Source organism: Moorena sp. SIO1G6, assembly GCF_010672795.1.
Classification (GTDB): domain Bacteria; phylum Cyanobacteriota; class Cyanobacteriia; order Cyanobacteriales; family Coleofasciculaceae; genus Moorena; species Moorena producens.
The window spans coordinates 76,249-99,327 of record NZ_JAAHFZ010000006.1 but is presented as its reverse complement, the minus strand read 5'-3'; the positions used below and the strand labels follow the sequence as shown (position 1 = coordinate 99,327).

Annotated in this window: 26 protein-coding genes and 1 pseudogene; 21 read left to right on the top strand and 6 right to left on the bottom strand. The window is 43.8% G+C overall.

Translation table 11 applies throughout. The features are described from left to right. Positions 1 to 177 precede the first annotated feature (177 nt). From F6K63_RS07850 to grxD, 3 genes are all read left to right on the top strand, one after another. Positions 178 to 789: a tetratricopeptide repeat protein gene (locus F6K63_RS07850; protein ID WP_044495021.1), complete on the top strand. Its 612-nt coding sequence runs from the start codon at positions 178 to 180 to the stop codon at positions 787 to 789. 266 nt (positions 790 to 1,055) lie between these two features. Then, positions 1,056 to 1,310 (top strand): BolA family protein, encoded by a 255-nt coding sequence (locus F6K63_RS07845; protein WP_008188957.1) that lies wholly within the window; start codon positions 1,056 to 1,058, stop codon positions 1,308 to 1,310. A gap of 108 nt (positions 1,311 to 1,418) precedes the next feature. Further along, positions 1,419 to 1,742 carry a Grx4 family monothiol glutaredoxin gene (gene grxD / locus F6K63_RS07840; RefSeq protein WP_008188959.1) on the top strand — a complete coding sequence of 108 codons (324 nt, stop codon included), beginning with the start codon at positions 1,419 to 1,421 and terminating at the stop codon, positions 1,740 to 1,742. Positions 1,743 to 1,861: 119 nt separating this feature from the next. On the opposite strand, the gene F6K63_RS07835 is transcribed toward grxD, so the two are convergent. Both F6K63_RS07835 and F6K63_RS07830 read right to left on the bottom strand, forming a co-directional pair. Further along, positions 1,862 to 2,122: a DUF4351 domain-containing protein gene (locus F6K63_RS07835; RefSeq protein WP_081431891.1), complete on the bottom strand. Its 261-nt coding sequence runs from the start codon at positions 2,120 to 2,122 to the stop codon at positions 1,862 to 1,864. Positions 2,123 to 2,159: 37 nt separating this feature from the next. Then, on the bottom strand, positions 2,160 to 3,047 hold the full coding sequence (locus F6K63_RS07830) for a DUF4351 domain-containing protein (RefSeq protein WP_287311553.1): 888 nt from the start codon (positions 3,045 to 3,047) through the stop codon (positions 2,160 to 2,162). Between the two features lie 181 nt (positions 3,048 to 3,228). Here F6K63_RS07830 and F6K63_RS07825 point away from each other — a divergent pair, with 181 nt between their 5' ends. From F6K63_RS07825 to F6K63_RS07770, 13 genes and pseudogenes are all read left to right on the top strand, one after another. Beyond that, positions 3,229 to 3,372, top strand: a complete 144-nt coding sequence (locus F6K63_RS07825) for a hypothetical protein (protein ID WP_165691808.1) — start codon at positions 3,229 to 3,231, stop codon at positions 3,370 to 3,372. A 4-nt stretch (positions 3,373 to 3,376) separates the two neighbouring features. Continuing rightward, a complete protein-coding gene (locus F6K63_RS07820; protein WP_008188962.1) occupies positions 3,377 to 4,636 on the top strand; it encodes a tetratricopeptide repeat protein in 1,260 nt (419 codons plus the stop codon). Next, the gene (locus F6K63_RS07815) at positions 4,620 to 5,174 is read left to right on the top strand and encodes a hypothetical protein (RefSeq protein ID WP_008188964.1); all 555 of its coding nucleotides are present in this window, start codon (positions 4,620 to 4,622) and stop codon (positions 5,172 to 5,174) included. Before F6K63_RS07820 ends, F6K63_RS07815 begins: the two co-directional genes overlap by 17 nt. A 671-nt stretch (positions 5,175 to 5,845) precedes the next feature. Then, on the top strand, positions 5,846 to 6,634 hold the full coding sequence (locus F6K63_RS37140; RefSeq protein WP_008188965.1) for a reverse transcriptase N-terminal domain-containing protein: 789 nt from the start codon (positions 5,846 to 5,848) through the stop codon (positions 6,632 to 6,634). Next, positions 6,591 to 7,532 carry a group II intron reverse transcriptase gene (locus tag F6K63_RS37135; RefSeq protein WP_008188966.1) on the top strand — a complete coding sequence of 314 codons (942 nt, stop codon included), beginning with the start codon at positions 6,591 to 6,593 and terminating at the stop codon, positions 7,530 to 7,532. The genes F6K63_RS37140 and F6K63_RS37135 overlap by 44 nt, the downstream gene beginning before the upstream one ends. A 141-nt stretch (positions 7,533 to 7,673) precedes the next feature. Beyond that, the gene (locus tag F6K63_RS07805; RefSeq protein ID WP_008188968.1) at positions 7,674 to 8,186 is read left to right on the top strand and encodes a tetratricopeptide repeat protein; all 513 of its coding nucleotides are present in this window, start codon (positions 7,674 to 7,676) and stop codon (positions 8,184 to 8,186) included. A gap of 153 nt (positions 8,187 to 8,339) precedes the next feature. After that, positions 8,340 to 8,975, top strand: coding sequence for a PD-(D/E)XK nuclease family protein (locus F6K63_RS07800; RefSeq protein ID WP_008188971.1), 636 nt, complete (start codon positions 8,340 to 8,342; stop codon positions 8,973 to 8,975). A 12-nt stretch (positions 8,976 to 8,987) separates the two neighbouring features. Next, the gene (locus F6K63_RS07795; protein WP_075873635.1) at positions 8,988 to 9,218 is read left to right on the top strand and encodes a hypothetical protein; all 231 of its coding nucleotides are present in this window, start codon (positions 8,988 to 8,990) and stop codon (positions 9,216 to 9,218) included. Then, positions 9,196 to 9,318, top strand: coding sequence for a hypothetical protein (locus tag F6K63_RS07790; protein ID WP_008188975.1), 123 nt, complete (start codon positions 9,196 to 9,198; stop codon positions 9,316 to 9,318). The genes F6K63_RS07795 and F6K63_RS07790 overlap by 23 nt, the downstream gene beginning before the upstream one ends. 436 nt (positions 9,319 to 9,754) lie before the next feature. After that, positions 9,755 to 10,441, top strand: a complete 687-nt coding sequence (locus F6K63_RS07785) for a CHAT domain-containing protein (RefSeq protein WP_287311550.1) — start codon at positions 9,755 to 9,757, stop codon at positions 10,439 to 10,441. A 4-nt stretch (positions 10,442 to 10,445) separates the two neighbouring features. Then, a pseudogene (locus F6K63_RS07780) lies at positions 10,446 to 11,148 on the top strand (IS607 family transposase). After that, positions 11,084 to 11,497 (top strand): helix-turn-helix domain-containing protein, encoded by a 414-nt coding sequence (locus F6K63_RS07775; protein WP_502708289.1) that lies wholly within the window; start codon positions 11,084 to 11,086, stop codon positions 11,495 to 11,497. The pseudogene F6K63_RS07780 and the gene F6K63_RS07775 overlap by 65 nt, the downstream one beginning before the upstream one ends. 150 nt (positions 11,498 to 11,647) lie before the next feature. Then, on the top strand, positions 11,648 to 13,924 hold the full coding sequence (locus F6K63_RS07770; RefSeq protein ID WP_287311548.1) for an efflux RND transporter permease subunit: 2,277 nt from the start codon (positions 11,648 to 11,650) through the stop codon (positions 13,922 to 13,924). 161 nt (positions 13,925 to 14,085) lie between these two features. Here the strand turns inward: F6K63_RS07770 and F6K63_RS07765 are convergent, their stop codons facing one another. Together F6K63_RS07765 and queA are read right to left on the bottom strand one after the other, a co-directional pair. Further along, on the bottom strand, positions 14,086 to 14,829 hold the full coding sequence (locus tag F6K63_RS07765; protein ID WP_008188518.1) for a Uma2 family endonuclease: 744 nt from the start codon (positions 14,827 to 14,829) through the stop codon (positions 14,086 to 14,088). A 216-nt stretch (positions 14,830 to 15,045) separates the two neighbouring features. Beyond that, positions 15,046 to 16,230, bottom strand: coding sequence for a tRNA preQ1(34) S-adenosylmethionine ribosyltransferase-isomerase QueA (gene queA / locus F6K63_RS07760; RefSeq protein ID WP_287311547.1), 1,185 nt, complete (start codon positions 16,228 to 16,230; stop codon positions 15,046 to 15,048). A gap of 139 nt (positions 16,231 to 16,369) precedes the next feature. Between queA and F6K63_RS07755 the strand changes: the two genes are divergently transcribed. Together F6K63_RS07755 and aroA are read left to right on the top strand one after the other, a co-directional pair. Continuing rightward, positions 16,370 to 16,759: a hypothetical protein gene (locus F6K63_RS07755; protein WP_008188520.1), complete on the top strand. Its 390-nt coding sequence runs from the start codon at positions 16,370 to 16,372 to the stop codon at positions 16,757 to 16,759. 174 nt (positions 16,760 to 16,933) lie between these two features. After that, on the top strand, positions 16,934 to 18,292 hold the full coding sequence (gene aroA / locus F6K63_RS07750) for a 3-phosphoshikimate 1-carboxyvinyltransferase (RefSeq protein ID WP_502708288.1): 1,359 nt from the start codon (positions 16,934 to 16,936) through the stop codon (positions 18,290 to 18,292). 442 nt (positions 18,293 to 18,734) lie between these two features. Here the strand turns inward: aroA and F6K63_RS07745 are convergent, their stop codons facing one another. Both F6K63_RS07745 and F6K63_RS07740 read right to left on the bottom strand, forming a co-directional pair. After that, on the bottom strand, positions 18,735 to 19,886 hold the full coding sequence (locus F6K63_RS07745) for a DUF1972 domain-containing protein (protein WP_287311544.1): 1,152 nt from the start codon (positions 19,884 to 19,886) through the stop codon (positions 18,735 to 18,737). A 1,212-nt stretch (positions 19,887 to 21,098) separates the two neighbouring features. Then, positions 21,099 to 21,221 carry a hypothetical protein gene (locus F6K63_RS07740; RefSeq protein ID WP_287311541.1) on the bottom strand — a complete coding sequence of 41 codons (123 nt, stop codon included), beginning with the start codon at positions 21,219 to 21,221 and terminating at the stop codon, positions 21,099 to 21,101. Positions 21,222 to 21,584: 363 nt separating this feature from the next. Between F6K63_RS07740 and F6K63_RS07735 the strand changes: the two genes are divergently transcribed. The 3 genes from F6K63_RS07735 (at position 21,585) to F6K63_RS07725 (ending at position 22,776) form a co-directional block, all read left to right on the top strand. After that, on the top strand, positions 21,585 to 21,713 hold the full coding sequence (locus F6K63_RS07735) for a hypothetical protein (RefSeq protein ID WP_287311538.1): 129 nt from the start codon (positions 21,585 to 21,587) through the stop codon (positions 21,711 to 21,713). Positions 21,714 to 22,103: 390 nt separating this feature from the next. Beyond that, entirely contained in the window at positions 22,104 to 22,328 is a 225-nt protein-coding gene (locus F6K63_RS07730) for a hypothetical protein (protein WP_287311536.1), read from the top strand. Then, a complete protein-coding gene (locus F6K63_RS07725) occupies positions 22,297 to 22,776 on the top strand; it encodes a hypothetical protein (RefSeq protein WP_287311533.1) in 480 nt (159 codons plus the stop codon). Before F6K63_RS07730 ends, F6K63_RS07725 begins: the two co-directional genes overlap by 32 nt. Positions 22,777 to 23,079: the final 303 nt, after the last annotated feature.

Genomic DNA, 23,079 nt, shown 5'->3' with positions numbered 1-23,079 from the left:
GCATCGGGGATGAATAGGGAACCTTTTAGGACTATTTTCAGTCTGAACCTTAGATCCAACAACTCTGGTACCTGCTTTACCTTTCCAAGAAGCCCTTAATCGTTTGTGGTAATGGTACTATACCAATAGTTTGGATTTACTCTATTATTTTAGGTAACCAATTCCCAAAGCTATAGTATGGTTTATTCTGGCACTCTTAATCCGGTCAGGCTCGCCTGTTTCGTTGCTCTTCCCGTGATGGCAGCTTTGGTAGTACTGCCACCAGCACAGGCGCAAGGTGCTGATATCCAAGTAGAATCAGACATCACTGACCCCAACAATACCGGGCCGTTGACTCAAGAAGACAGCCTATTGAGTATGCCGGGGGGAGAGCGGATGATGCAAGAGGCGACGAACGCTATTGATTCAGGGAACTATAGCGTAGCGGCCAAAAAACTCCAAGAGGCACGTCAGATATTCAACCAGTTGTCTAACTTTTACCAACAGCTGGCTTCCAGTTTTTCCGGCATTGACAACCGAGTCTACGAGTCTCAACGGCAAAAAGCCCTGGAAACTGCTGAAAAGCGAGATGAAGCTACCTATCGGCTAGCCCTAGTCCATCGAGCCAATGACCAGCCAGAATTAGCTGTGCCCTTGTTAATTCAAATTATTCGGTCTCAAAATCCAACCAGGGAATTGGGAAAAAAATCCTACCAACAGCTGTTTGAGCTAGGATTCGTCGATTCTCCCTTTCCTAGAAATGGCAATAGCCAGCCCACCTCGTCCGCTGGTTCTAATAAAGGCAGTTAAATTGTAAGCTATCAGCTATCAGCTATCAGCCAATGGCCTTGGCCGTTGGCCACGCTACGCGAATGGCCACGCTGGGCGAACAGCTTATGGGCACGCTACTTGAGGTGCTTTTGAATAAAACAAGAGGTAAGCATTGGTTTGATCTGAGTTACGGAAAGCTGACCGCTGACCGCTGACCGCACCTTAAGTAGCGTGCGCGTAGCGCATATGCTTACGTTAAATTTTAGTGTATTTTAGAAATTCCAATAGAAACTGGAATAAAAAAAATGGATCCGATTAGTACACAGCAAGTTGAAGAAAAGATTAAAGAATCGATACCGGATGCTCAGGTAAAAGTAGAAGATTTAGGGGGTGGTAACCATCTCCAAGCCACTGTTGTCTCCTCCGAGTTTGAAGGTAAATCCTTGGTGAAACAACATCAGCTGGTTTATGGAGCCCTAAGCGAAGAGTTGGCAACGGAGGCCATTCACGCCCTAGCTCTAAAAACCTATACCCCCGAAGCTTGGGCTGGCAAGCAGTAAACTGGCCTAAGTCATAATTGGAAGAGTCTAGGATTTCGCGCCCGCTAGACTAATATAATATCGACTATCGAAATAACTATCTAGATATCCCAGGAGTTTAAGACAACGATGACACCAGAACTGAAAGAGAGAATAGAAAAATTAACACAAGAGCACAAAATTTTGGTATTCATGAAGGGCAGCAAACTAATGCCCCAGTGTGGCTTTTCTAATAACGTTGTCCAAATTCTGAATAGCCTAGGAATTAAGTACGAAACCGTAGACGTACTAGAAGATTACGAGATTCGCCAGGGAATCAAAGAATATTCCAACTGGCCAACTATTCCTCAAGTGTACATTAAGGGAGAGTTTATCGGTGGCTCCGATGTGATGATTGAAATGTATCAAAATGGTGAATTGCAGCAGACCGTGGAAGTCGCCCTGGCATCCTAATCCTTGACAGCAGCAAAGTATTGACAGAACTGAAGAACCGCAAAAAGCGATCGGATTAGGAAATGCGATCGCTTTTTTTTAGGACTTAAATACTGAAACGAAAAATCAAGATTTCAGCCCTAAGGCTGCTGATCCAACCAAACCGCTAAATCCGTTGCTGTCTCAAAATCCAACAAGGCTTCACTCAATTCCTCCAATCGAGTAATGGATAATCCCTCAATCCGCTGTTGGAGCCCAGGGTCAATTAAACCTAACCTCAGGGTTAGCTGACGCATCACAATTAATACCGCTTCCTGCTGCTTTCCTCGCTGGAGTCCCTGCTGGAGTCCCTTTTGGACTCCTTTTTGGATAATATCTTGATAGGTGACTGATTCTTCCATAACTTCCTCTGACAAGGTGAACACTAACAGTTCAATCTCAGCCGTGATCCAACCAAACCGCTAAATCGGTTGCTGTCTCAAAATCCAACAAGGCTTCACTCAATTCCTCCAATCGAGTAATGGATAATTCCTCAATCTTCTTTTGGAGCCCAGGGTCAATTAAACCTAACCTCAGGGTTAGCTGACGCATCACAATTAATACCGCTTCCTGCTGCTTTCCTCGGTCGAGTCCCTGCTGGAGTCCCTGCTGGAGTCCCTGCTGGAGTCCCTGCTGGAGTCCCTTTTGGACTCCTTTTTGGATAATATCTTGATAGGTGACTGATTCTTCCATAACTTCCTCCCTCAACAATCGACGCACTAAATCTTTGTCAAACCGCAAACCAGCCAGCACATCTACACAGGCCGCTAGGTTTCCCCGTAATGGTTTTTCTTCAATTCTATCGACTTCAGCAACCACTTGCTCCAACAATAGATTAGGCCGATTACTCCTGGCTAAAGTGGCCAAGGGTAACAAAGCCCGATTGGCTAACAGTGGTAATGGGTCTTGCTCCCACAGGCGAATTATTCGATAACGGTGCCAGGTATTAGTATCCCTAAACTCGTTATTGAATACCATCTGTGAGGTCGTAGACTTGAGAAAAATCACCACCTGTTCAATGGGACATCGGTATTTACGGTGTAGTCTGACCCAATAGTCCAACATCCGAAATGGTAATGGTGGCTCAGATTGGGGTAAGGTTTGAAATTCTAGGTGCAGAATTTGGTTAGTACTTTGGAGTACACTCAGAGCATCAGCTTGAATTGGTTCAGCACTTAATTCGGTTTTAAGTACCTGAATATCATCAGGTTCCTCACCCAATAGCCACTGAAAAAACTCTGATGGATATTCTTCTGCTAGGTATTTGCAGATATGATCGTAGGCCAAGGCAAATTGTTCAAAGTTAACACTATCTCAGACAGTGTAGTGAATCTGAGCTAAAAAATTGATCGCACCTGGATCTTGTTTATTTATTCAAGTTATGATACCGGAGTATTTCTGATTGACAGAATACCTTTAGATAAGATCTAAATCAGAAGGGTGCATCTCATTAAAGGTGTTTGACCTGGTGCCTGGAACAGGCATCTTGGTGGAACAGGCATCTTGCCTGTTTCCAGATCCACTGCTCCCTGTTCCCAGATCCGCTGTTCCCTACTCCCTATTCCCTACTCCCTACTCCCTACTCCCTACTCCCTATTCCCTTTGCTATTAGCTGAATGAGCATCCTAGAGTTAGAGTCTACTCTCAATCGTTATGAAGCTGCCCTGACCGCCCTTGAAAAAACTGACAATAATCCATCTCCTGAAGCCATTCTTCGTGTCCTGATTGCTCGCAATATTGTTCAGGAAAAATTTGCTGATATTGCCCACATTTCTAAAGATAAACTGATTAAACTGATTGAGTTAGATAGCAGATTGAAAAAGCAGGCTGGTTTGATTACTCAGACTGTGCAATTAACTAATTGGCGGACTAGCTTTCATCCCCCACAAGACTACTGGTGGTGGTTTCTACAAGCACCTACTCATCGCTTAGACCGTTTCGACTGGCTGTGGAATGCACTGACAGTTACTTCTTTAACGGCATCGGTGAGTCTAGTGGTAGATATTTCCTCCCGTTTTTTAAGTACTAGTCCGGGTTTTATAGGTTCTTTTGCGGTGATTTCCCAGAGTGCATTGACCTTGTTGACAGCTGGGGGGGTTTTAACCAAAGCTGGTCGTACAGGTGTTGAAGAAATTCTATCGGGATTAGGGATTAAAAAATATCTTTGGCAAGAAGTAAAATTGGGACTATCGGTGGTACTTTTAGTTTCGTTAATTGGCTTTCGAGGATCTTTGCCCTTGATTTCGGACTGCTTTAATAAATGGGGTTTCGACAAATATGATAATAAAGGAGACTGGTCAAGTGCTCAGTCTAATTATGAACGAGCATTGAGTCTCAATCCAGATAATGCCGAAGCGCACTACAATTTGGGTCGTCTTTATGAAGATTTACAGGAGTTGGATAAGGCGCGAACTCAGTATAGGTTAGCGGTAGAGGGGGGTTTAGATGCTGCTTATAATGAATTGGTGCGGTTGTATATTCAAGATAAAAACTATTCCCAAGCGGTATCTTTACTTTTGAAGGGGTTAGATACTGTGCCAGAAGCAGAAACGGGAACTCAATATGCATTATTGAAAAACTTAGGCTGGGCTAGGTTGAAGCAAGAACGCTATGCCGAAGCCGAAACCTACCTCAGAGATGCTATTGAACTAGACAAAACCTTTACGCGAACTCCGGCAGCGGCTCACTGTTTATTAGCGCAAGTCATTGAAAACAAACCAGAAAAAGATCCAGACAATGCCTTGGCAGAATGGAAAATTTGTTTACGCTATACTGATATCCGTAACCCTGATGAAGATATCTGGGTTGGGATGGCTCGTGAACGTATAGATGCTCAAGTAGGTGTTAAAGATAAGACTAGTGAATCGACTAAGTAAGCTGATTTGCTCTGCCCCGATCTTGACCATAGTTATGATTATGTTGGGAAGCCTGGTGAGTAAGCCAGTACTGGCAGGGCATTGGATTTTTAAAACCACGGGTAGAGTTGAGCTAGAACGGGAGGGATGGTCACGTTTCCATCCAGTGCCTAACTATACCACGATAAATCCAGGGGATCTGCTGAGACCACCATCGGGGGTTAGGGTTAAACTATTTTGTGATCATGGTAAAACTCACTCTGTACCTGCTGGGGTAACAACAGGCATTAATGGCATATGTCCACCACCGCGAATTAAAAGCTCCAGGAGAATTGTCAGAGCACGTCCGGTAAGCTCCTCTATTCCCTACATTATCAGCCCACGGGCAACTCGTTTACTGACTGACAAGCCCACTCTAAGCTGGCATGATGCCACCGATGCTAGCAGTTTCATGGTAACAGTGAGAGGGCGAGGCTTGAATTGGACTGAGGAATTTAGTCGAGAGCAGGTTTGTCAACAGGGTATTTGTCAGGTTGTTTATCCAGGTGCGACTCGTTAGCTATAAACCTTACCCTATAAGGGTTTGGAGGATTAGCTGCTTGGTTCAACAAACCATGACAACTTGATAATCATGATGGTGAAAAACCATCCCGGAGACAAAACCTTAGAATAGTGCAGCCTTAGTACAAAACCTTACTCCTATGATGCCTAACCTGCTGACCATAAAGGCTGCACTATTGTTTCGGTAACTTCTGACCCTCGCGAAATCCGAGTGACAGCCCTACCCTGATTTATAGAAATAGCAAACCTATAAATTGATGCAAGGGTCGAACGAGCGAAACATCCTTTAACCTGACCGATGTCAACTTAGGCAACGAACTCATGGGTACGCACAGGAAAGTACATCCGAATCATCGTCAGCAACACGTAGCGAAAATAAGGTTGACACGCTACAGACAAATAGTCAATGGAGTAAGGACTATAAGATTCTGGGTTCTTATAAGATTTCCCACAACTCCCGGTGAACAGTACTGCCCTAAAAGTTCAAAATATGATTATCAGGAACGAGGTAATTCTCACATGTACTCTCGAAAAGGTCGAACATTTCGAGTAGGTAGCTAGCCGCAAGTCATGTGAGGACAAGATTGAGTCAGAAGCAAATGCCTAGGGTAATACCTAGGATACGCAGACAGACTCACGTTATAGGAAAAGATATGGTCGTAAGTAGTAATGAATAAGTCTAAAACTCGGGGGTTCGCTCCACAGTCAGAATGGAACAAAGTTAACTGGCAAAAGCTAGAAAAGACTTTGTGGAAGTTACAAAAACGAATATATCAAGCCTCTCAACGTGGAGACGTCCGCGTGGTACGAAAACTACAAAAAATCCTGATGAAGTCCTGGACAGCCAAAATGATTGCGGTCCGAAGGGTTACCCAAGAGAACAAAGGCAAAAAGACTGCTGGAATAGACGGGAAGAAAGCTCTAACAAGTAAGCAACGACTCGCCTTAGTAGACAGCCTAATAATCTCAAAAAGGGCACAACCAACCAGAAGGGTATGGATACCCAAACCTGGACGGAAGGAAAAACGCCCATTAGGAATACCGACCATATACGACCGCGCATTACAGGCAGCGGCCATTCAGGCTCTTGAACCTGAATGGGAAGCCAAATTTGAACCTAACTCATATGGATTCAGACCAGGACGCTCATGTCATGATGCCATCGGAGCAATATATGTAAGCATTAACAAAAAACCTAAATGGGTATTAGATGCTGACATTGCCAAATGCTTCGACAAAATTAACCACGAAGCACTTCTAACTAAATTAAATACTTATCCATCCATGAGACGTCTAATAAAGTCCTGGTTAAAAGCCGGTGTGATGGATAACGGGATATTCTCACCTACAAATGAGGGTACTCCTCAAGGTGGAGTCATCTCTCCACTAAAGCGCGAACATAGCCCTCCACGGAATGGAAAAAGCCATATGGGATTACGCCAACTCTGTAAAAGGTAAAAAAACCCACTACAAAAAGGGATTAGCCTTAATCAGATATGCTGACGATTTCGTCATCCTACATAAAGACCAGAAAGTGGTAGAAGAATGTCAGGAAGTGATTAACAACTGGCTACATAACATGGGTTTGGAATTAAAGCCTAGTAAAACTCAAATGACCCATACCCTTGACGGATTCAACTTCCTCGGATCTAACATACGTCAATACAAAGCAGGTAAAAACCACTCAAAACAAGGCTTTAAAACCATCATCAAACCATCTAAGGAAAAAGTCCAAGAGCATTACGGGCAGCTCTCAAATGCCATTAGGAAACATAGAGCTGCCCCTCAGGAAGCATTAATACGCCACCTTAAACCTATTATACGTGGATGGTGTAACTACTACAGAGGGGTCTGTAGTAAAGAAACCTTCAACGACTTAGGGAACATGCTATGGAATAAACTCCAAAGATGGGGATACAGGAGACATCCAAAGAAATCGAAATCCTGGGTAAACAAGAAATATTGGGGAACCATCGGAGATGATAACTGGGTGTTCATGACTAAAGAGGGTATTAGCCTCCCAAAACATGCTAAAACAGAAATTGTCAGGCATAAAAAAGTCCAGGACACCAGAAGCCCTTACGATGGAGACCTAATCTATTGGAGCACCAGAATGAGAGAACATCCTGAGATGACCACTCAGAAGGGAAAGCTTTTAGAACGGCAAGAAGGGAAATGTACTCATTGTGGACTTACCTTTAAAGATGGAGATTTGTTGGAAAAACATCACATAATACCACGTGCCTTAGGTGGAAGTAATCTAAACAAAAATTTAGAATTATTACACCTCCACTGTCACGATGCCAAACACGGAAACAAAATCAACTCACATGAGATAGATGAAAATCCGTTTTAGAGGTACCAATGACAATGGTTCCTATGATGAGGAGCCGTATGATGGGAAACTATCACGTACGGTTCTGAAGACGAGTCGGTGAGGCGACTCACCGGCTTAGTTTAATGAAGTAAGCCACTAAAACCTGGAGTTAGTTATAAGTTGGTCGTCGAGACTGATAGAAATCGTGCCTCTACAGAAGATAGCACTGGAGGACTAGGATTTACGCGGATTAAGTCAGATCAAGCTAGAGAAATTCAGGTTATTGCTCGGCGGATTCAGGAACAGAATCTACCAAAGGAGTTCAAGCCCTTAGCTCTAGCTGAACTCTATGCTGACTACGATTTAACGGCTGAGGCCATTGAAATCCTGGAAGGACAAGAAAACGATCAAAAAATAGCACCGATTTATCGCTTACTGGGTGATTTGTATAAACGGATAGGACTAGTTGTGGAAGCTAAGGGTCCTTATTCAAAGGCAGTAGAACTGACCACAGCAACTGAGCATTGGGAAGAACTAGCAGCAGCCAAAGCTGGATTAGGGGAGGTTCAGTATGCTCGTGGGAATCGGCAAGAAGGAGTGAGTTTGTTAGAACAAGCGAAGGCAATCTATGAACAGTTTGGGGACCGAAAACGGGTAGGGGAATTAGAAAAGCAACTGTCAGAGTTAAAGTAAGATTTGAGATTCCCTAGGGATTAACACTGACTATACCAATCCTAAATGAATTGTGATATGTTTTGCGGCCATATTACCTACTCCCTACTCCCTGCTCCGAAGCTCCCTAAAACCCAGATATTTTTACCTCACTCGTTCTGAGAATTGCTAGATATGATTCAAACTATACCAGCCAGAGAAATTACTCTATACGAATTAGAAACAAAATTTGGGATTCACTTAGTTGAGGATAACGAATTTTTTCGAGAGTGGCAAGATGATTTGCCAGAAATTACTGCTACGGAAAAAGAAAGATTAGACCGAGTCAAGGTTAGTTATACAAATTTAACGAAATATCCTCCTCTGTTAGAAAACACCGTCAAAATGGTTGTGCTCTCTCCCTTGTTAGATTTAGCAGGGTTATACTTGCCTCCTTTTCACATCAAGTCAGAGAAGTCTGTAGAAATTGCCGAAGAAGACCGGGGAGTTATCGTCAGAGGAAATATCGATGTATTGGTGTTATGGGAGCAGTTTTTGGTAGTGGTTATTGAATCCAAGAAAGTGGCCTTTTCTTTGGAAGTGGGTAAACCCCAACTCCTGGCTTATATGCTGTCAAATCCCTATCCTGAAAAACCGGTTTATGGACTGATTACGAATGGCAGTAGCTTCAGGTTTATCAAATTAGTTAAAGGCGAAATAACTCAGTACGCTGTCTCTAAATTGTTTGATATTTTCAATCCAGGAAATGAGCTGTATAGCGTTCTAAGGGTACTGAAGGGTTTGGGTCAATTGGCAATTAACCAGGAATAATGGTGATTTGTGATGAGGGATAGGAGTTTACCGCCAATAGTTCTACATTACCTGGGAGTTCGTCTGTTGATGGTAACCCTGGTTCCTGCTATCTTCTCTGCTACTGTAACTGTGCCACTGATGGCTCAATCGAGCTGGGCACAGACTCAAAACTCCCAGGAAGAAGCCACCCCCTCAGACTTACTTCAGGCTAAAGCTGACCAACTGTTTGAGCAAGGAATTGAACAATACCAGTCAATATAAAGCTGCCCTCCAGTCCTGGCAAGAAGCCCTAGGCATTTATCGCGAACTGGAAGACCGCCACGGGGAAGCCAACTCCCTCAACAATCTCGGGCTTGCTTAGGATAGCCTAGGGCAATACCGCAAAGCGATTGAGTTTCATCAGCAGTCTTTATCCGATACTTTTTAGCTACCAAAACCTACCAAAGGCAAATTCTGGCTCGCCAATGCAAGATGCAATAGCATCCAGGGGGTATCTCCGCGCTTCTCTGACGGAATATCCCGCGAGCGCCATAAAAATGTCAAAAAAGTCTAACACCGGGATAGAGAGCGCAACTACTAAACCCTTGGTTTTCGGCTTTAATTTAAGTTACATAATAATCCCTGTCGGTGTTACCCTAATTTAAGTTTAACAAATAATAAGAGTTTTTGGTAGAGTCTGCGATATTTTCTCTAGCTGTTTACTAACTCTCCGCAACCGTCCCAAAAACCAGTGGGATCACGAAACGATTGCCGAAACCGAAAACAACCGAACTGCTCTGCGAAAAGACTACCAGGACTTGCTGGTTCAATTAAAAGTCCAAAACCCTGAAATCGCTAGCTTAAAAACTGTAGAAGTTGCCTCCCTCCCTGAAATCCAAGGCTTGCTGGATAGCGATACTACCCTAGTCGAGTACTTTGTCACGGATGAACGCACCCTAGCCTTCATTATCACCCGCAACAGCTTCCACACTGTCCCCCTCAATGTCACTCGCCAACAACTGACCGAAGAACTGACACTTTTCCAAGACTTTGCTGACTTAGATCAACCCCATCCCCTAGAACTTAAAAACCTGCACGACTGGCTAATTGTACCCCTCCAGCCCCATCTCAACACCACCACTATCACCATTGTTCCCCACGGTATCCTGCACTATCTCCCCTTTGCTGCCCTCACTGACGGCAAGGAGTACCTCAGTGACAACTACGCCCTATTGTCCCTGCCCAGTGCTAGCATCCTGCGCTACTTACCCGACAAGGGCAAATCAACCACAGGCAGTCTTCTCGCCCTGGGAGATCCCACCATTCCTGGACTTTCCCCCTTAAATCATGCTCAAAAAGAAGTAGAGACCATTGCCAACCTCTTCCAGACCAAAGCCCTGGTGGGGAAAGCGGCTACCGAAACCGCTCTCCGCTCTAGGGCTTGTAACAGTTTCCGAAAATATTCATATACCTCCCACAATCTCCCAGAATGTGTGTTAGATTAAAAACATGGCACTCATTCCACTCCGTAAGGCGGTCGAACTTACGGGACTCTCCAAAAATACACTAAGAAAGTACGCGGACGATGGAACGATTAGATGCGAGAAAACGCCAGGCGGAACAAGATTGTTTGACGTCGAAAGCCTGCTCACTTTCGGGAACAGTTCGTCAAGCTCTCGATCAGATCATTTTACAATTTGCTACTGTCGAGTCAGTTCCACTAAACAAAAAGACGACCTCGCCAGACAAATCGCCTACATGCACTCCCTTTTCCCGCAAGCCGAAATCATTAAAGACATCGGCTCAGGACTCAACTACAAAAGGAAAGGGCTTCGATCCATATTGGAACGAGTTGTGCGTGGAGATCAGCTCACGATTGTTGTTGCCTGTAGAGACAGACTTACACGATTTGGGTTTGAACTCATTGAGTACTTGGTTAGAAGTTACCGTAAGAGTAGTGCAGCCTTTATAGTTGGTAAATTATGCAGCATAGGGTAAAGGTTTTGTAGTAAGGCTGCACTACTCTAAGGTTTCATCTCCGGTCGGCATCAACGGTGGAAAAATCTTGGTTCTCGACCAGCCTGAAAGTTGTCCAGAATCAGAACTTACCGCAGATCTTCTCTCCATCATTCACGTCTTCTCTTGCCGTGTCCACGGACTCAGAAAGTACGGGTCAAAAATCAAAAAAGATCCGGATATTCCTCAATGCTGAACAGCGATATACTGTTCGTAAGTGGTTTGGAGTTTCCCGTTATGTTTTCAACAAAACCGTCAAGATTCTTGAAGATGGTGAGACTAAAGCTAACTGGAAAGCCATCAAGACCGACATTCTGAATAGCTTACCAGAGTGGTGTAAGGCAGTACCTTATCAAATCAAATCTATAGCGATAAAGGATGCTTGCACCGCTGTAAGGGAGGCCAAGAAAAAGTATAAAAAGACTGGACAAATAAATCGAGTGCGATTTAGATCTCGTAAAAATCCTGTTCAGTCTTGCTACATCCCTAAGTCGGCTGGGGGGGCGACGATATGGCTTGAAACGATTGATACGTCAAGAGTGTAACGATCTGTGATAGAAAAAGATAGGTCTCAAATTGTCAATAAGACCTATCTGTTGCAAATGTTACCCTTATTCTATCANGGTACTGACCCCGAGCCTGGTAGCAGCGACTCGGGGAGGAACATATTTAATTTGTTCATTCATTGACACATCTTGTTCAGTAAAGTTAGATTATCCAACAAGATGTCGGAAAATGTCAAATATGTCGAAAAAAATATTTATCAGGACGTAACTCTCAAGCAAGACCTCAATGTCTGGCCTTTTGGGATGGATTATCGGATTACCTACAGGCAGGACGAACAGATTCACGATGAGCAGAATAACCTGATCAGTAATGTGATTCAGGCAGTGGTTGGTGTTTTTATCATCTTGTTCATTGCCCTGACCTGGCGAGAAGCCATAATTGCAGGGTTATCGATTCCTTTAACCTTTCTCGGAGCTATATTTCTGCTCTGGCTTGGTGGGTACACCCTCAACAATATGATCTTATATGGGATGGTCATCGCACTAGGATTGCTGGTGGATGTATTCATCTTAATGATGGAGGGGATGCATGATGCACTGTTTGTGGAGGGGTTAACCTTTAATCAGGCAGCCCTTAAGACTGTGAAAACCTATGCAGCACCAGCTTTTTCCGGTCAGCTCACAACCATTCTAGCGATGGCACCCCTGCTGGTAATTAGTGGCACAATGGGCAAGTTTGTACGCTTGATGCCCATCACAGCAATTATCTGTCTGTTGCTCAGTTATGCGATCGCTTTATTAATCGATATACCCTTGTCTCGCTTTCTGTTAGGTAATGTCAAAGGCGGGATGCAAAAAACCCGCATTGATAAACTAACCGAATCCGTCTCTGAATGGTTTAAAAACTGGAGTCTCAAGTTTACAGTACGTAACCGAGCAATAGCTGGTGCTTGGATTGTCGGAACTATAGTTCTTTTTATGACTTCTTTGGTGGCAGTTGCGCAATTACCAGGAACGCTTTTTCCTGATGCTGACATCCGCCCTGTCAGTATCAATGTGGAATTACCCCCCACAGCCACCTTGGCAAAGTCTCAACAAGTGGCAGATGATTTAGGAGAAATTTTGCGTTCCAAGGATTATTTTGAAAGTGTTACCAAATTAGTTGGTCAAAAAAGTGCTTTAGTGGCAGAGAGTGGTCTTAAGCCGACACAGGATAACTATTTACTAGGTTTCTCAGCACTATTTACCAAAAAAAACGAGCGCGACCAGTTCTCCTATGACTATATAGATGACTTGCGAACAGAACTGAATCAGGCCATCCGTAATTATCCTGGAGCATCCCTAGTCATCAATGTTCCTGGTACTGGTGAAGGCGGAGACCCCATTGCCATTGAGCTAAAAGGCAATGACATGAACACACTGCGGCAGATTTCCGGTGAAGTCCAATTAGCACTGCGCCAGATTGATGGGACTGAAGATGTCCGTGATGGCTTGGGAGACTTGCGCAACGACATCAAACTTCGACCCAAACGGGAAGCTATGGATTTTTATGGCATCAGTGAAAATGACCTAGCCCTGCAGGGACGCTACATTATGACCGATAACGAGATTACAGACTCTGCCATTAGAGCAGGAAAAGACGACTTAGAAATTCGTCTTAGTACTGCGTGGCCCTCCCGCAATGGCGCTGTAGGTGGTCCCACTCGTCGTGATGAGTTGAGAATGATTCAATTGTTTTCACCAGACCACGGAGCAATATCTGGAAATGCGATATTGGATATTGAGCAGAGCATGGCTCCCCTATCGATTACCCATACAGATACCGAACGCACAGTTACTGTTTATTCTAAAGCTAAAGGTCGCACGTCTGGAGAGATTTTGGCAGAGTTACAGCCAAAATTAGACCAAATGAAGAAAACATGGTCCCCAGGTTATGATTACAAATTCGGCGGAGAGGCTGCTACTCAAAGTGAGACCTTTGGTTCCGCAGTTAACATGTCCTATGTATCACTTTTCTTAGTTTTTTCGGTACTGGTGCTGCAATTTGGCTCTTTCAGCCAGCCTTTCATTATTATGCTCTCTATCCCCTTTGCTTTGATTGGCACTTTTAGTGGTTTCTCTTTGCTCGGGATACCCCTTTCGTTTCCTAGCATGATTGGGATTATTTCTCTAGTGGGGATTGTAGTTAATGATTCCATCGTGATCGTAGAAACCATGAACAAGCATCGTTCAAGTGGAATGAAAGTGCGACAAGCTGCAGCTCATGGTGCTTCTGACCGACTGCGCCCGGTACTCACCACCAGTATTACCACCATGGTTGGTTTGATTCCTTTAGCACTAAGTGATCCCATTTGGTTTCCGTTGTGTATGGCAATTATCTTCGGTTTATGTGCCTCAACCTTGAGTGCGTTGCTGGTGATTCCTTGTTTATATTTACAGTTGACGCCAGCTAATACTAATTCTTAAAAGATAGGCAAGAGGCAAGAGGCAAACGTTGGTTTTACTGTCAGTTATCAGCTATCAGCTATCAGCTATCAGTTAAAGGCTCTCAACTATCAGCTAAAGACTGACGGCTGACCGCTGACCGCTGACCGCTGAATGCTTAGAGAATTATTAATTCTTATTCTTCAAACTTGATCTGGATTCACTCCCATTGCTCGTAAGCGAGCAGCCAGTTTTTCAGCCCTTTCTTGAGCGATCGCCGCTTGTTCTTGAGCGATCGCCGCTTGTTCTTGAGCGATCGCCGCATTTTCTTCAGGAGTAGGTAGCACAATTCCCTCCAAAGTAGCCCAACGCAGCCAAGTGGCCTCCACATCCTTGTAAAAGCCTGACCAACGCACTAAGGCTAACCCTAATATTTCGCTAACTAGTCGCTCCTGTTCATCTTCACTTAAAGGTTGATAGACTCCATTGTCTAAGCTAAATCCGGCAAAATCCTTTGGATTAAACGGGTCGTACCAAAAATACTCTGGTACTCTAACTTGGTCTTGATAAACTAGCTTTTTGGTAGTTTTATCGGTCTTGGCTGTACTGTCAGAAATTAATTCAATGATCACATCAGGTGCTTTACCTTCTTCCCAAACTACCCAACTAAGTCGTTCGCCTTTGGGAACTCCAAGCACTACAAAGACATCTGGACCTCGGAAGTCTTGATTTTTAAGTTGTGCTTCACTGAAATGAAGAAACATATTACCGCCCACATAGCCATCTTCCCGCTGGGCTAACCACGGCAATAACGGATCAATCAGCAATTGCATCTGGAGTTTATGTCGTTCAGTTTCCATCGGAATACCGTCATCACAGGGAAGGTCATACTGAGTTGGCAGTAAAGGAGTATCAGGTACAACAGCAGAGGTCATGGTTTTAGACATAGCGATCGCATTACCTACTCAAATTTAACGCCCATAGCTACGGTATCGTTGAAATTTGGGAAAAAACCCAGCGCTTGGATCTATCTTTTTGGCTAAAAATCTGGTACGGAAGTTCAAAATTAAATTATTGTTTATAGCGTTTCTGATAGTAACCAGGTACACAGGATTTTTTACCTCTTCCCCATTCCCTACTCCCTACTCCCTATTCCCTATTCCCTATTCCCTATTCCCTATTCCCTGTTCCCTGGGAACATCTCTAGCTTCTGGCAAAATTAACATCGCATCACCAAAGGAATAAAAGCGATAACCCTGAGCGATCGCATCCTGGTACAAACTCAGTAACCTCTCCCTGCCTACCATGGCGCTAACTAACATTAATAAACTCGACCGAGGTAAGTGGAAATTGGTAATCAATCCCTCCACTACCTGCCACTGATAGCCTGGGTAGATAAATAAGTTAGTCTTACCACAATAGGGTTGTAATTCCCCATCCACAACAGCTCCCTCTAGAGCACGGACTACCGTTGTGCCTACGGCAATAACTCGACCTCCCGTTGCTCTAGTTTCCTGAATTTGCTCCACAGTTGATTGGGGGACTTCTAACCACTCTCCGTGCATGTCGTGTTCGGTAATATCCTCCACTTCTACAGGTCGAAATGTACCAACCCCCACGTGTAGGGTGATATACCCTAGCCGAATTCCCCGTTGGCGGCAGTTTTCCAATAGCTCATTGGTGAAATGGAGTCCAGCGGTGGGAGCCGCAACAGCACCATTCTTTTGAGCATAAATGGTTTGATACTGGTCTGGGGTAGCTTGAGAGTCTTGGATATAGGGGGGTAGAGGAACCTGGCCATACAACTCCAACAGGGTTTCCCAGGATACTCCCTCTGGGAAATCAAACTGCAATATCCGCCCACTGGTTGCTTCATCTGTTGCCAGAACAGTTGCTTTAAGAGGAGGTAGGGGGGTAGTTAGTTGTTTTGAGACGCTACTATCGTTGAGCCCAACTTGGGATGAGGGGGTAAACCAAATCTCTGCTCCTGGCTTAAGACGCCTACCTGGTTTCACTAAAGCTAGCCAACTCTGGTGTTGTCCCTGATGTTCTCGCTCTTCTAACAACAATATCTCCACAGGCGCACCAGTGGATTTACGCCCATAGAGTCGAGCGGGGATAACCCTGGTGTTATTGAGGATCAATAGGTCACCCGGTTGCAGTAGCTGAGGTAATTCCCTAAAGATGTGGTGGCTATGGTGAGTTGGTGAATCTACCACCAGCAGTTTTGAACCATCCCTCTCGCTCAAGGGTGTTTGGGCAATTTGCTCTTGGGGTAGTTCATAGTCATAGCTTGAGACTAATTGGTCGATTTGGTGCTTGGATGTCTGTTTGTCAATCCCTGTCATGCTGTTATTCCTACATTGGGGAATATCCCCTATCTAAGATCGGGGGAGTATCCCCTACCAGTTAGCAATCCTGGCTTGCGAAAATAAAGATATCGGATATGATATCAAGCCTCAGTTGGTTACTAACTAACTCCTCTCTATGGATTACCTTTACTTTTTAGCTAATGCCAGTCTAACTCTGCGAGTCGTTGAGTATCTAAAAGACTCGCCCCAGCTACCTATCAAATTTGCCACGGTGATTCATCGGATTGATGGCTGGGTGGTTAAGGTCAAGATGGACACACCTTTAACCGCTCAACAACATGGAGACTTTCGGGCTTATATGAACGAGTTGGGGATTCCCTACAGCCCTGACATTCGTGTGCAAATGGCTCTGTGGAGTCTGGAAACCGGACAGTCACCGGTAGAGGTCATGCGTCGCTACCAAGTTGCTGTGGTTTCTCATGGTAGTCCAAACCAGAGCGACATAGAAGCTTTTTGCGAACAATTTACCATGGGTTTGGGATATTGTCCAGAAACCTTGGCTTGAGCAACGCTCAATTAATGTAGGGTGGGCAGTGGATCAGACAGATAATGAAACTGACCAAGCACGTTGCTAGGCACTGCCCACCCTAGGATTAATCACAACGGTGCCAGATCTCAGTAATACCTAGAATTTTGATAAAATCGGTTATGATTCAGCACGGTAATGTAACCGAAGTCTATGCCCTTGCCAGCAAATCTAGTCACCCTAACTACGACGGAAAATCAACAGACTTTAAGCATAAATCCCCCAACCTCTGGTCTATCTTTGCAGGGAGTTATCAGCATACCAGGGGATAAATCGATTTCCCATCGAGCCTTAATGTTGGGAGCGATAGCCTCAGGAAAAACTACCATTAAAGGGTTACTGTTGGGAGAAGACCCCCAAAGCACTGCTAGCTGCTTTCGTGCTTTGGGCGCAGATATCTCGGAACTTAATACTGAACAAGTGATTGTTAAGGGTATAGGACTAGGGAAACTGCAAGAACCCGTTGATGTCTTAAATGCAGGTAACTCGGGTACTACCCTACGACTGATTCTGGGACTACTCGCCTCTGCTGCTGACCGATTTTTTACTGTAACCGGTGACAAGTCTTTGCGATCGCGTCCGATGTCCCGTGTAGTCAAACCCCTACAACAAATGGGAGCAAGCATCTGGGGGCGTGAAGGTGCAACGCTCGCTCCCCTGGCCATTAAAGGCTCTGTTCTTAAACCAATTCACTACCACTCTCCCATCGCCTCAGCTCAAGTAAAATCCTGTATTCTCCTCGCTGGTTTAATCACCGAAGGACAAACAACGGTCACTGAACCAGCCCTCTCCCGTGACCACAGCGAACGGATGCTCAAAGCCTTTGGAGCTCAAATTATTACTGACCCAAAAACCAATAGTGTTACGGTGACAGGACCGGCTCAGTTGCAAGGGCAAACCGTAATTGTTCCTGGTGATATTAGCTCAGCGGCCTTTTGGTTAGTAGCCGGAGCGATTGTACCCGGTTCAGAACTGATTGTGGAAAATGTCGGTGTTAACCCTACCCGTACAGGTATTTTAGAAGCCCTATCTATGATGGGGGCTGATATTGAGCTGTTAAATCAGCGAGTAGTGGCTGGGGAGCCGGTGGCAGATTTGCGGGTACGTCACAGTAACCTCAAAGGATGCACCATTGCGGGTGACTTGATTCCCCGCCTGATTGATGAAGTGCCAATATTAGCAGTAGCAGCAGTCTTTGCCCAAGGAACTACTATCATTCGGGATGCAGCAGAACTGCGAGTCAAAGAAAGCGATCGCTTAGCCGTAATGGCATCCCAGTTGAACCAGATGGGAGCTCAGGTCACTGAATTGCCCGATGGTTTAGAAATTATCGGTGGTACTCCCTTAAGCGGTACAGACGTGGATAGTCATACTGACCACCGCATTGCCATGAGTTTAGCGATCGCAGCCCTCAATTCCCAAGGTACAACTACCATTCACGGTGCTGAAGCGGCTGCCATCTCTTATCCAAACTTTACTACCACCTTGCAAGAGGTAATTAAGGCTTCTTGACCGCAAGTATTCAGCTGTCAGCTATCAGCTATCAGCTGTCAGCTATCAGCTGTCAGCTTTTGAATACAAGAGGTAAACATTCGTTTAATAGTCACTAAAGCACAGCGCTTGTGGCCTGTGCCACAAAGAAGCCTGTGCCACAAAGCACCGATTGCGCTACGCGCACGCTACGGGAATGGCCAAGGGCTTTTACCCAGACTTTCAATTCTGATTAATATTGAACTATTCAATTCTATCCTTAGAGGTTTATTTTAAGCTGAACGCGCACCCGTGAGCTAAAAGCTGACCGCTGACCGCTGACCGCTGACCGCTGACCCCTCAAAATTAATCTAAAAATCAATAAAGTAAAGGGTAAAGGTTTCTAACATTACCATTTACCCATTACTCGTTACCCTCTAACCCCAATTTTTACCCGAGCAGCTAGCCCAAATCATTAAGGCTATCACTTTATGTCAGGGATTGGAGAACTTAACAAAGCTAGTTTACGCAGCTGCTTAGCTTGGGATAGGAACAACCTTTCGTAGGCTTTAATATCCTTATCCTTAGCAAATTCCTGATAGTAGCGCTCTTTGCTGGCTAGTTTCATTTTTTGCAGTTCATCAGCATTATTTAGCAGTATCTCCAGTTTCTCTTCCAATTCCGCTTCATTTTTGAAATAGTGAGCACCGGGTCCTGCAACCCAACGATTGAAGCGATTATTGTTTGCCAGAACCGGTTGACCAGCGCTGAGGGCTTCTACTAAAGAAGGATTAGTTCCACCAACTTGATGTCCATGAATATAGAGTCGTGCGTGGAATCTCAAGGCATTAACCACTGACTTATTATAGATAGCACCAGGAAATATCACCTCATCACTGGCTGCTTCTAAAACTTGTTTGTGATAGGGTATCTGATCAGGTAAATAGCGACCAAGCACCACCAATTTAAGACCCCGAGGTCGCCTGGAAAAGCTAGAAACAATCTCTAGAATCGAGTTTTCTGGTTCTGGTCTGGCAATCACCAAAGCATACTCCTTCGGAGCCAGATTATAGGGGATCAAAAGTTGTGAGTCGCCATCAACAACTTTCTCGGTTCCATAAGGAATAACCGTGATTTTATCAGAAGCTACTTTTCGGGTCAATAAATGACTTTTGATTGCTGGGTGATCAGCAATTAAGCTGTTAGCTAACCAACACCCAGCCCATTCATTGAGATATAACCAAATTTTTTCAGGAAGCCTCCATTTACTGCGTTTCCATTCCAGACCATCCATATTCATAAAATTGGTAATCCCTTTGAGGCGATACCAAATACTGAAGATAGCTGTGTTATAGCCAAGGGTAAGCACAATACCCTTTTGCTTGAGCGCATGTAATGTAGATTTCCAGTCAAAAATTATCGATCCCAGTGCGTTGCCATACGGAACCGGTATATGAACCAGACGAATACCATTCCAGTATTCTTCAAACATCTGATTTTTGTGCTCTTCCTGACAATAGACTGTGACTTCCCATCCCTGAGATACAAGATATTTTGACAGCCGTTCCGCGAAAGTTTCAAATCCACCATATTGGGCGGGAATGCCACGGATACCAAGAATTGATAGTTTCAACATTTTAGATGCCCGAGTCTAACAGTATACAAAGGCAAAAATTTGCCTTCCCAATCCAGCAGTTACTTAGACTAACTGAGTTGCTGAACGAAAATGCACCGAACAGCCGATAACAAACGGCTATCAAAGCGATGCAGAGGTGCGACCCGTGGCGAATTTAATTCGCCTACGGAAAGCGCACCTAAGCGGTCTTGGGGGTCCCCCCCATGAGCGACTGCATCAAGAGAGGTAGATAAACCCGATAATTATTTTTTTTCTACCTTGAGCTGCTTTATCAATCAAGTAGATTTATAGGATAAGGCTAGGCCATGATTTGTCAAAACTCTGTTAGTTTGGCGCAGTTTGACAATGGACTATCACCTGCCATCACTGAACATGGTATTTATCAACAAACCCTTAAAATCATTAATTATAATACGTTCCAGCGCGGTTGTTAATGTCAGACTTGATTTGATTGTAATACTGCTGGAACGCAGTACAACCGAGGATAGGGGATGTGATCCGCTTCACGCTGTGTCCCCTAGACATTTAGGATTTGTGTGATAAATAGTCTCTGAACTTTAGGCGGTCGTTGAAGCGGTTGTGCCAACTTTTCAAAATCGCCATAATCTGTTACGATTTCAGGATTTTTGAAGACGAATAACTTGACCATAGATGCAAGAATCACCATTAGTTTTGTAAATGGTTTAACGATGGCTTTGCTATTTAATCAGCCTTTCACACAATATATTAAAATCCCTGTCAAAATTCAAGATTTTAAAAAAAGTTAATGTTGTCAACAGCGGTCAATCAATTGTCAATCAAGTGCTACATATTGTAGTATCTCCCCTTCAATCAAATCAACGATGATCGACGTGGAACTGAGCTAGTTCATGGACAAACCTCCAACAATTAAATTGAGCTGAAGCAACATCTGATTAGTGTTCAGACTTTAGTAATCAGACTTGGCTAACAGGTTAATCAGACTTTGTGAAAAACTTGTGAACTCATCTATCTAGTAGGGGAAACACTTAGCTATTTTAAGCTAATAAACTATTTAACGACGTAGATTTGATGATTAAAGTTCCAGAATTTATAGGAGTTACGAAGTTTAGTTGGTTTTAGCTCCCTAACCCACCAAATATGGGGGGTACTACTTAAAAAATATACTAAGTTTGGTGGAGCAACGAGGGCAATGGGTAAGTCCTGATTGATCAAAAAAATCTCAAAAAAAATCTAAAACAGCGCGCTGAGTTGGCTTACAGTAAATCGTTTAACCCTGTCTTGATGCAGTCGCTCATGGGGGTTTCCCCCAAGACCGTAATGGTGCGTTTTCCGTAGGCGAATTAAATTCGCCACGGGTCGCACCTCTGCATCGCTGTTTTCAGGCTAAGTATTGAATAAATCATTGAAAAAAAGCTATAATAGTTGAAGTTTGCTATAATAGCTAACATTTGCTGTGAAATATGAGCAATCATTGCTAATCACGTCATGGCTAAGCAAGTAACGGTTAAGCAAGTAAGCTAATCAGCAACCGGGAAATAAGCGATGTTTTTGAACCGAGTACTCGCCAACCCAAACAATTATTGATAAACGGCCAACAGCCCAAGCTTCAGCCTGTAGCGTTTATGTTTCCAGTACAGGGAGCGCAATATGTCAATATGGGGCTGGAACTAGCCCATTACCTATCAACCCCTGCTGGGTCAGGAACTATCCTTAGCAATGATTAATGGGCCATCCCAATCGGTTATTTCCAATCCTAGTGAAGCGATCGCTTCGCGAACGGAACATCGCATTATCGCGCTCGAAACTCTCAGAAAGTCCTTGAGCACCAGCTGCTCACGTCGGTAAATCATCCAGGACAGGAGCAATCCGATCTAACCTTATTTTCCAGATTCTCTAGATTATCAAAACATCTTAGACGTTTAAAACCTCTGCACAACAGCGGCAGGGTTGAAAACAACTGACAGACTTGAGTCTGTCGTGTATAATTAAGGGATTTTTAAGTTATCAATCCAATCTTCAATGAGTTGAGTGATGGTTTGAGTTCTAATTTCAGAAATTTTACGCAAGCATTTTTTAAAATCTGCTGATATTAATCTATAGTCATAGGTGGCATTTTTTTTATCTTGACATTTTTTTTATTAATATCTATCTTGTAAATAGATAAATTAAAAAGTAACCGTTACATAAATAAAATTAAATTATTGCCTAGTAAGTAAACAGTTTTTGTAAAAAATAATGGAAAATATTACAAACGGTTTTAAGCGAATCGATCAAGACTTACAGGAACTAGGAAGCCGTTTTTCAAAGGTAGATCTAGCTGGGGTAGACTTAGATGAGATTCAAAGCCAATTGGAAAGTATTGCCGAGACGGAAAAAAAATTAAAAGAATATCTAGCAGACGTCTCACAGTTAAAGTCAGAATCAAGCGATGCAGCGCGGTCTTGGGGGTTTCCCCCATGAGCGACTGCATCAAGACAAGGCGATAATCAAGGAGCTCACCGAAGCCCATAAAACCTTTGAGCAGCGTTTCACTGAACTGAGCAAGAGCCATGAGCGAGAACAGGAAACCTTTGAGCAGCGTTTCACTGAGCTTAGAGATAATAATCACCTGCAAGTTGAAACCCTAAAGTTAGAACTATTGAAAGCCGAAACTCGATTAAACGTCTATGGTTATCAGATCCAAAAGCTTCAGGATTATATGAATAGTATCGAAACTAATTTTGCTGATATTAGAAATGATTTTCGTAGTTTACCCAACCAAATACCAACTTTAGTTGAGCCAGGAGTAGTTCAAAGTCAACAAAAAACTATTAAAAAACTGAATAAACAAATCCGGATGATATGGTATATTGATGTTATTATTGTTTATTGCCTTGGGCTGGGCTTAATTAGCCTCCTGAAGATATAGCGTCAGCTGTAAGCTTAAAATAAACCTCGTTAGCGTAGCATGGGCATCCCAGAAACGGTCGAATTTAATACTTCGAGATTACCCTGTCGCCCATTTAAACGACCTTTGATTAAATTAGACTAAGTCTTGCAGAAATTATTAAAAAAACCTATAGTGGCTTACTTGAGCAAGTAAAGTTGGCTATATTAGTTAACGTTTGCTGTTACATCTGAGCAATCATGGCTTTTGCAAGTAATAGCTCCCGTACGTAAGCCAATCAGCAACCGGGAAATCAGGGATGTGTTTGAACCGAGTACTCGCCAA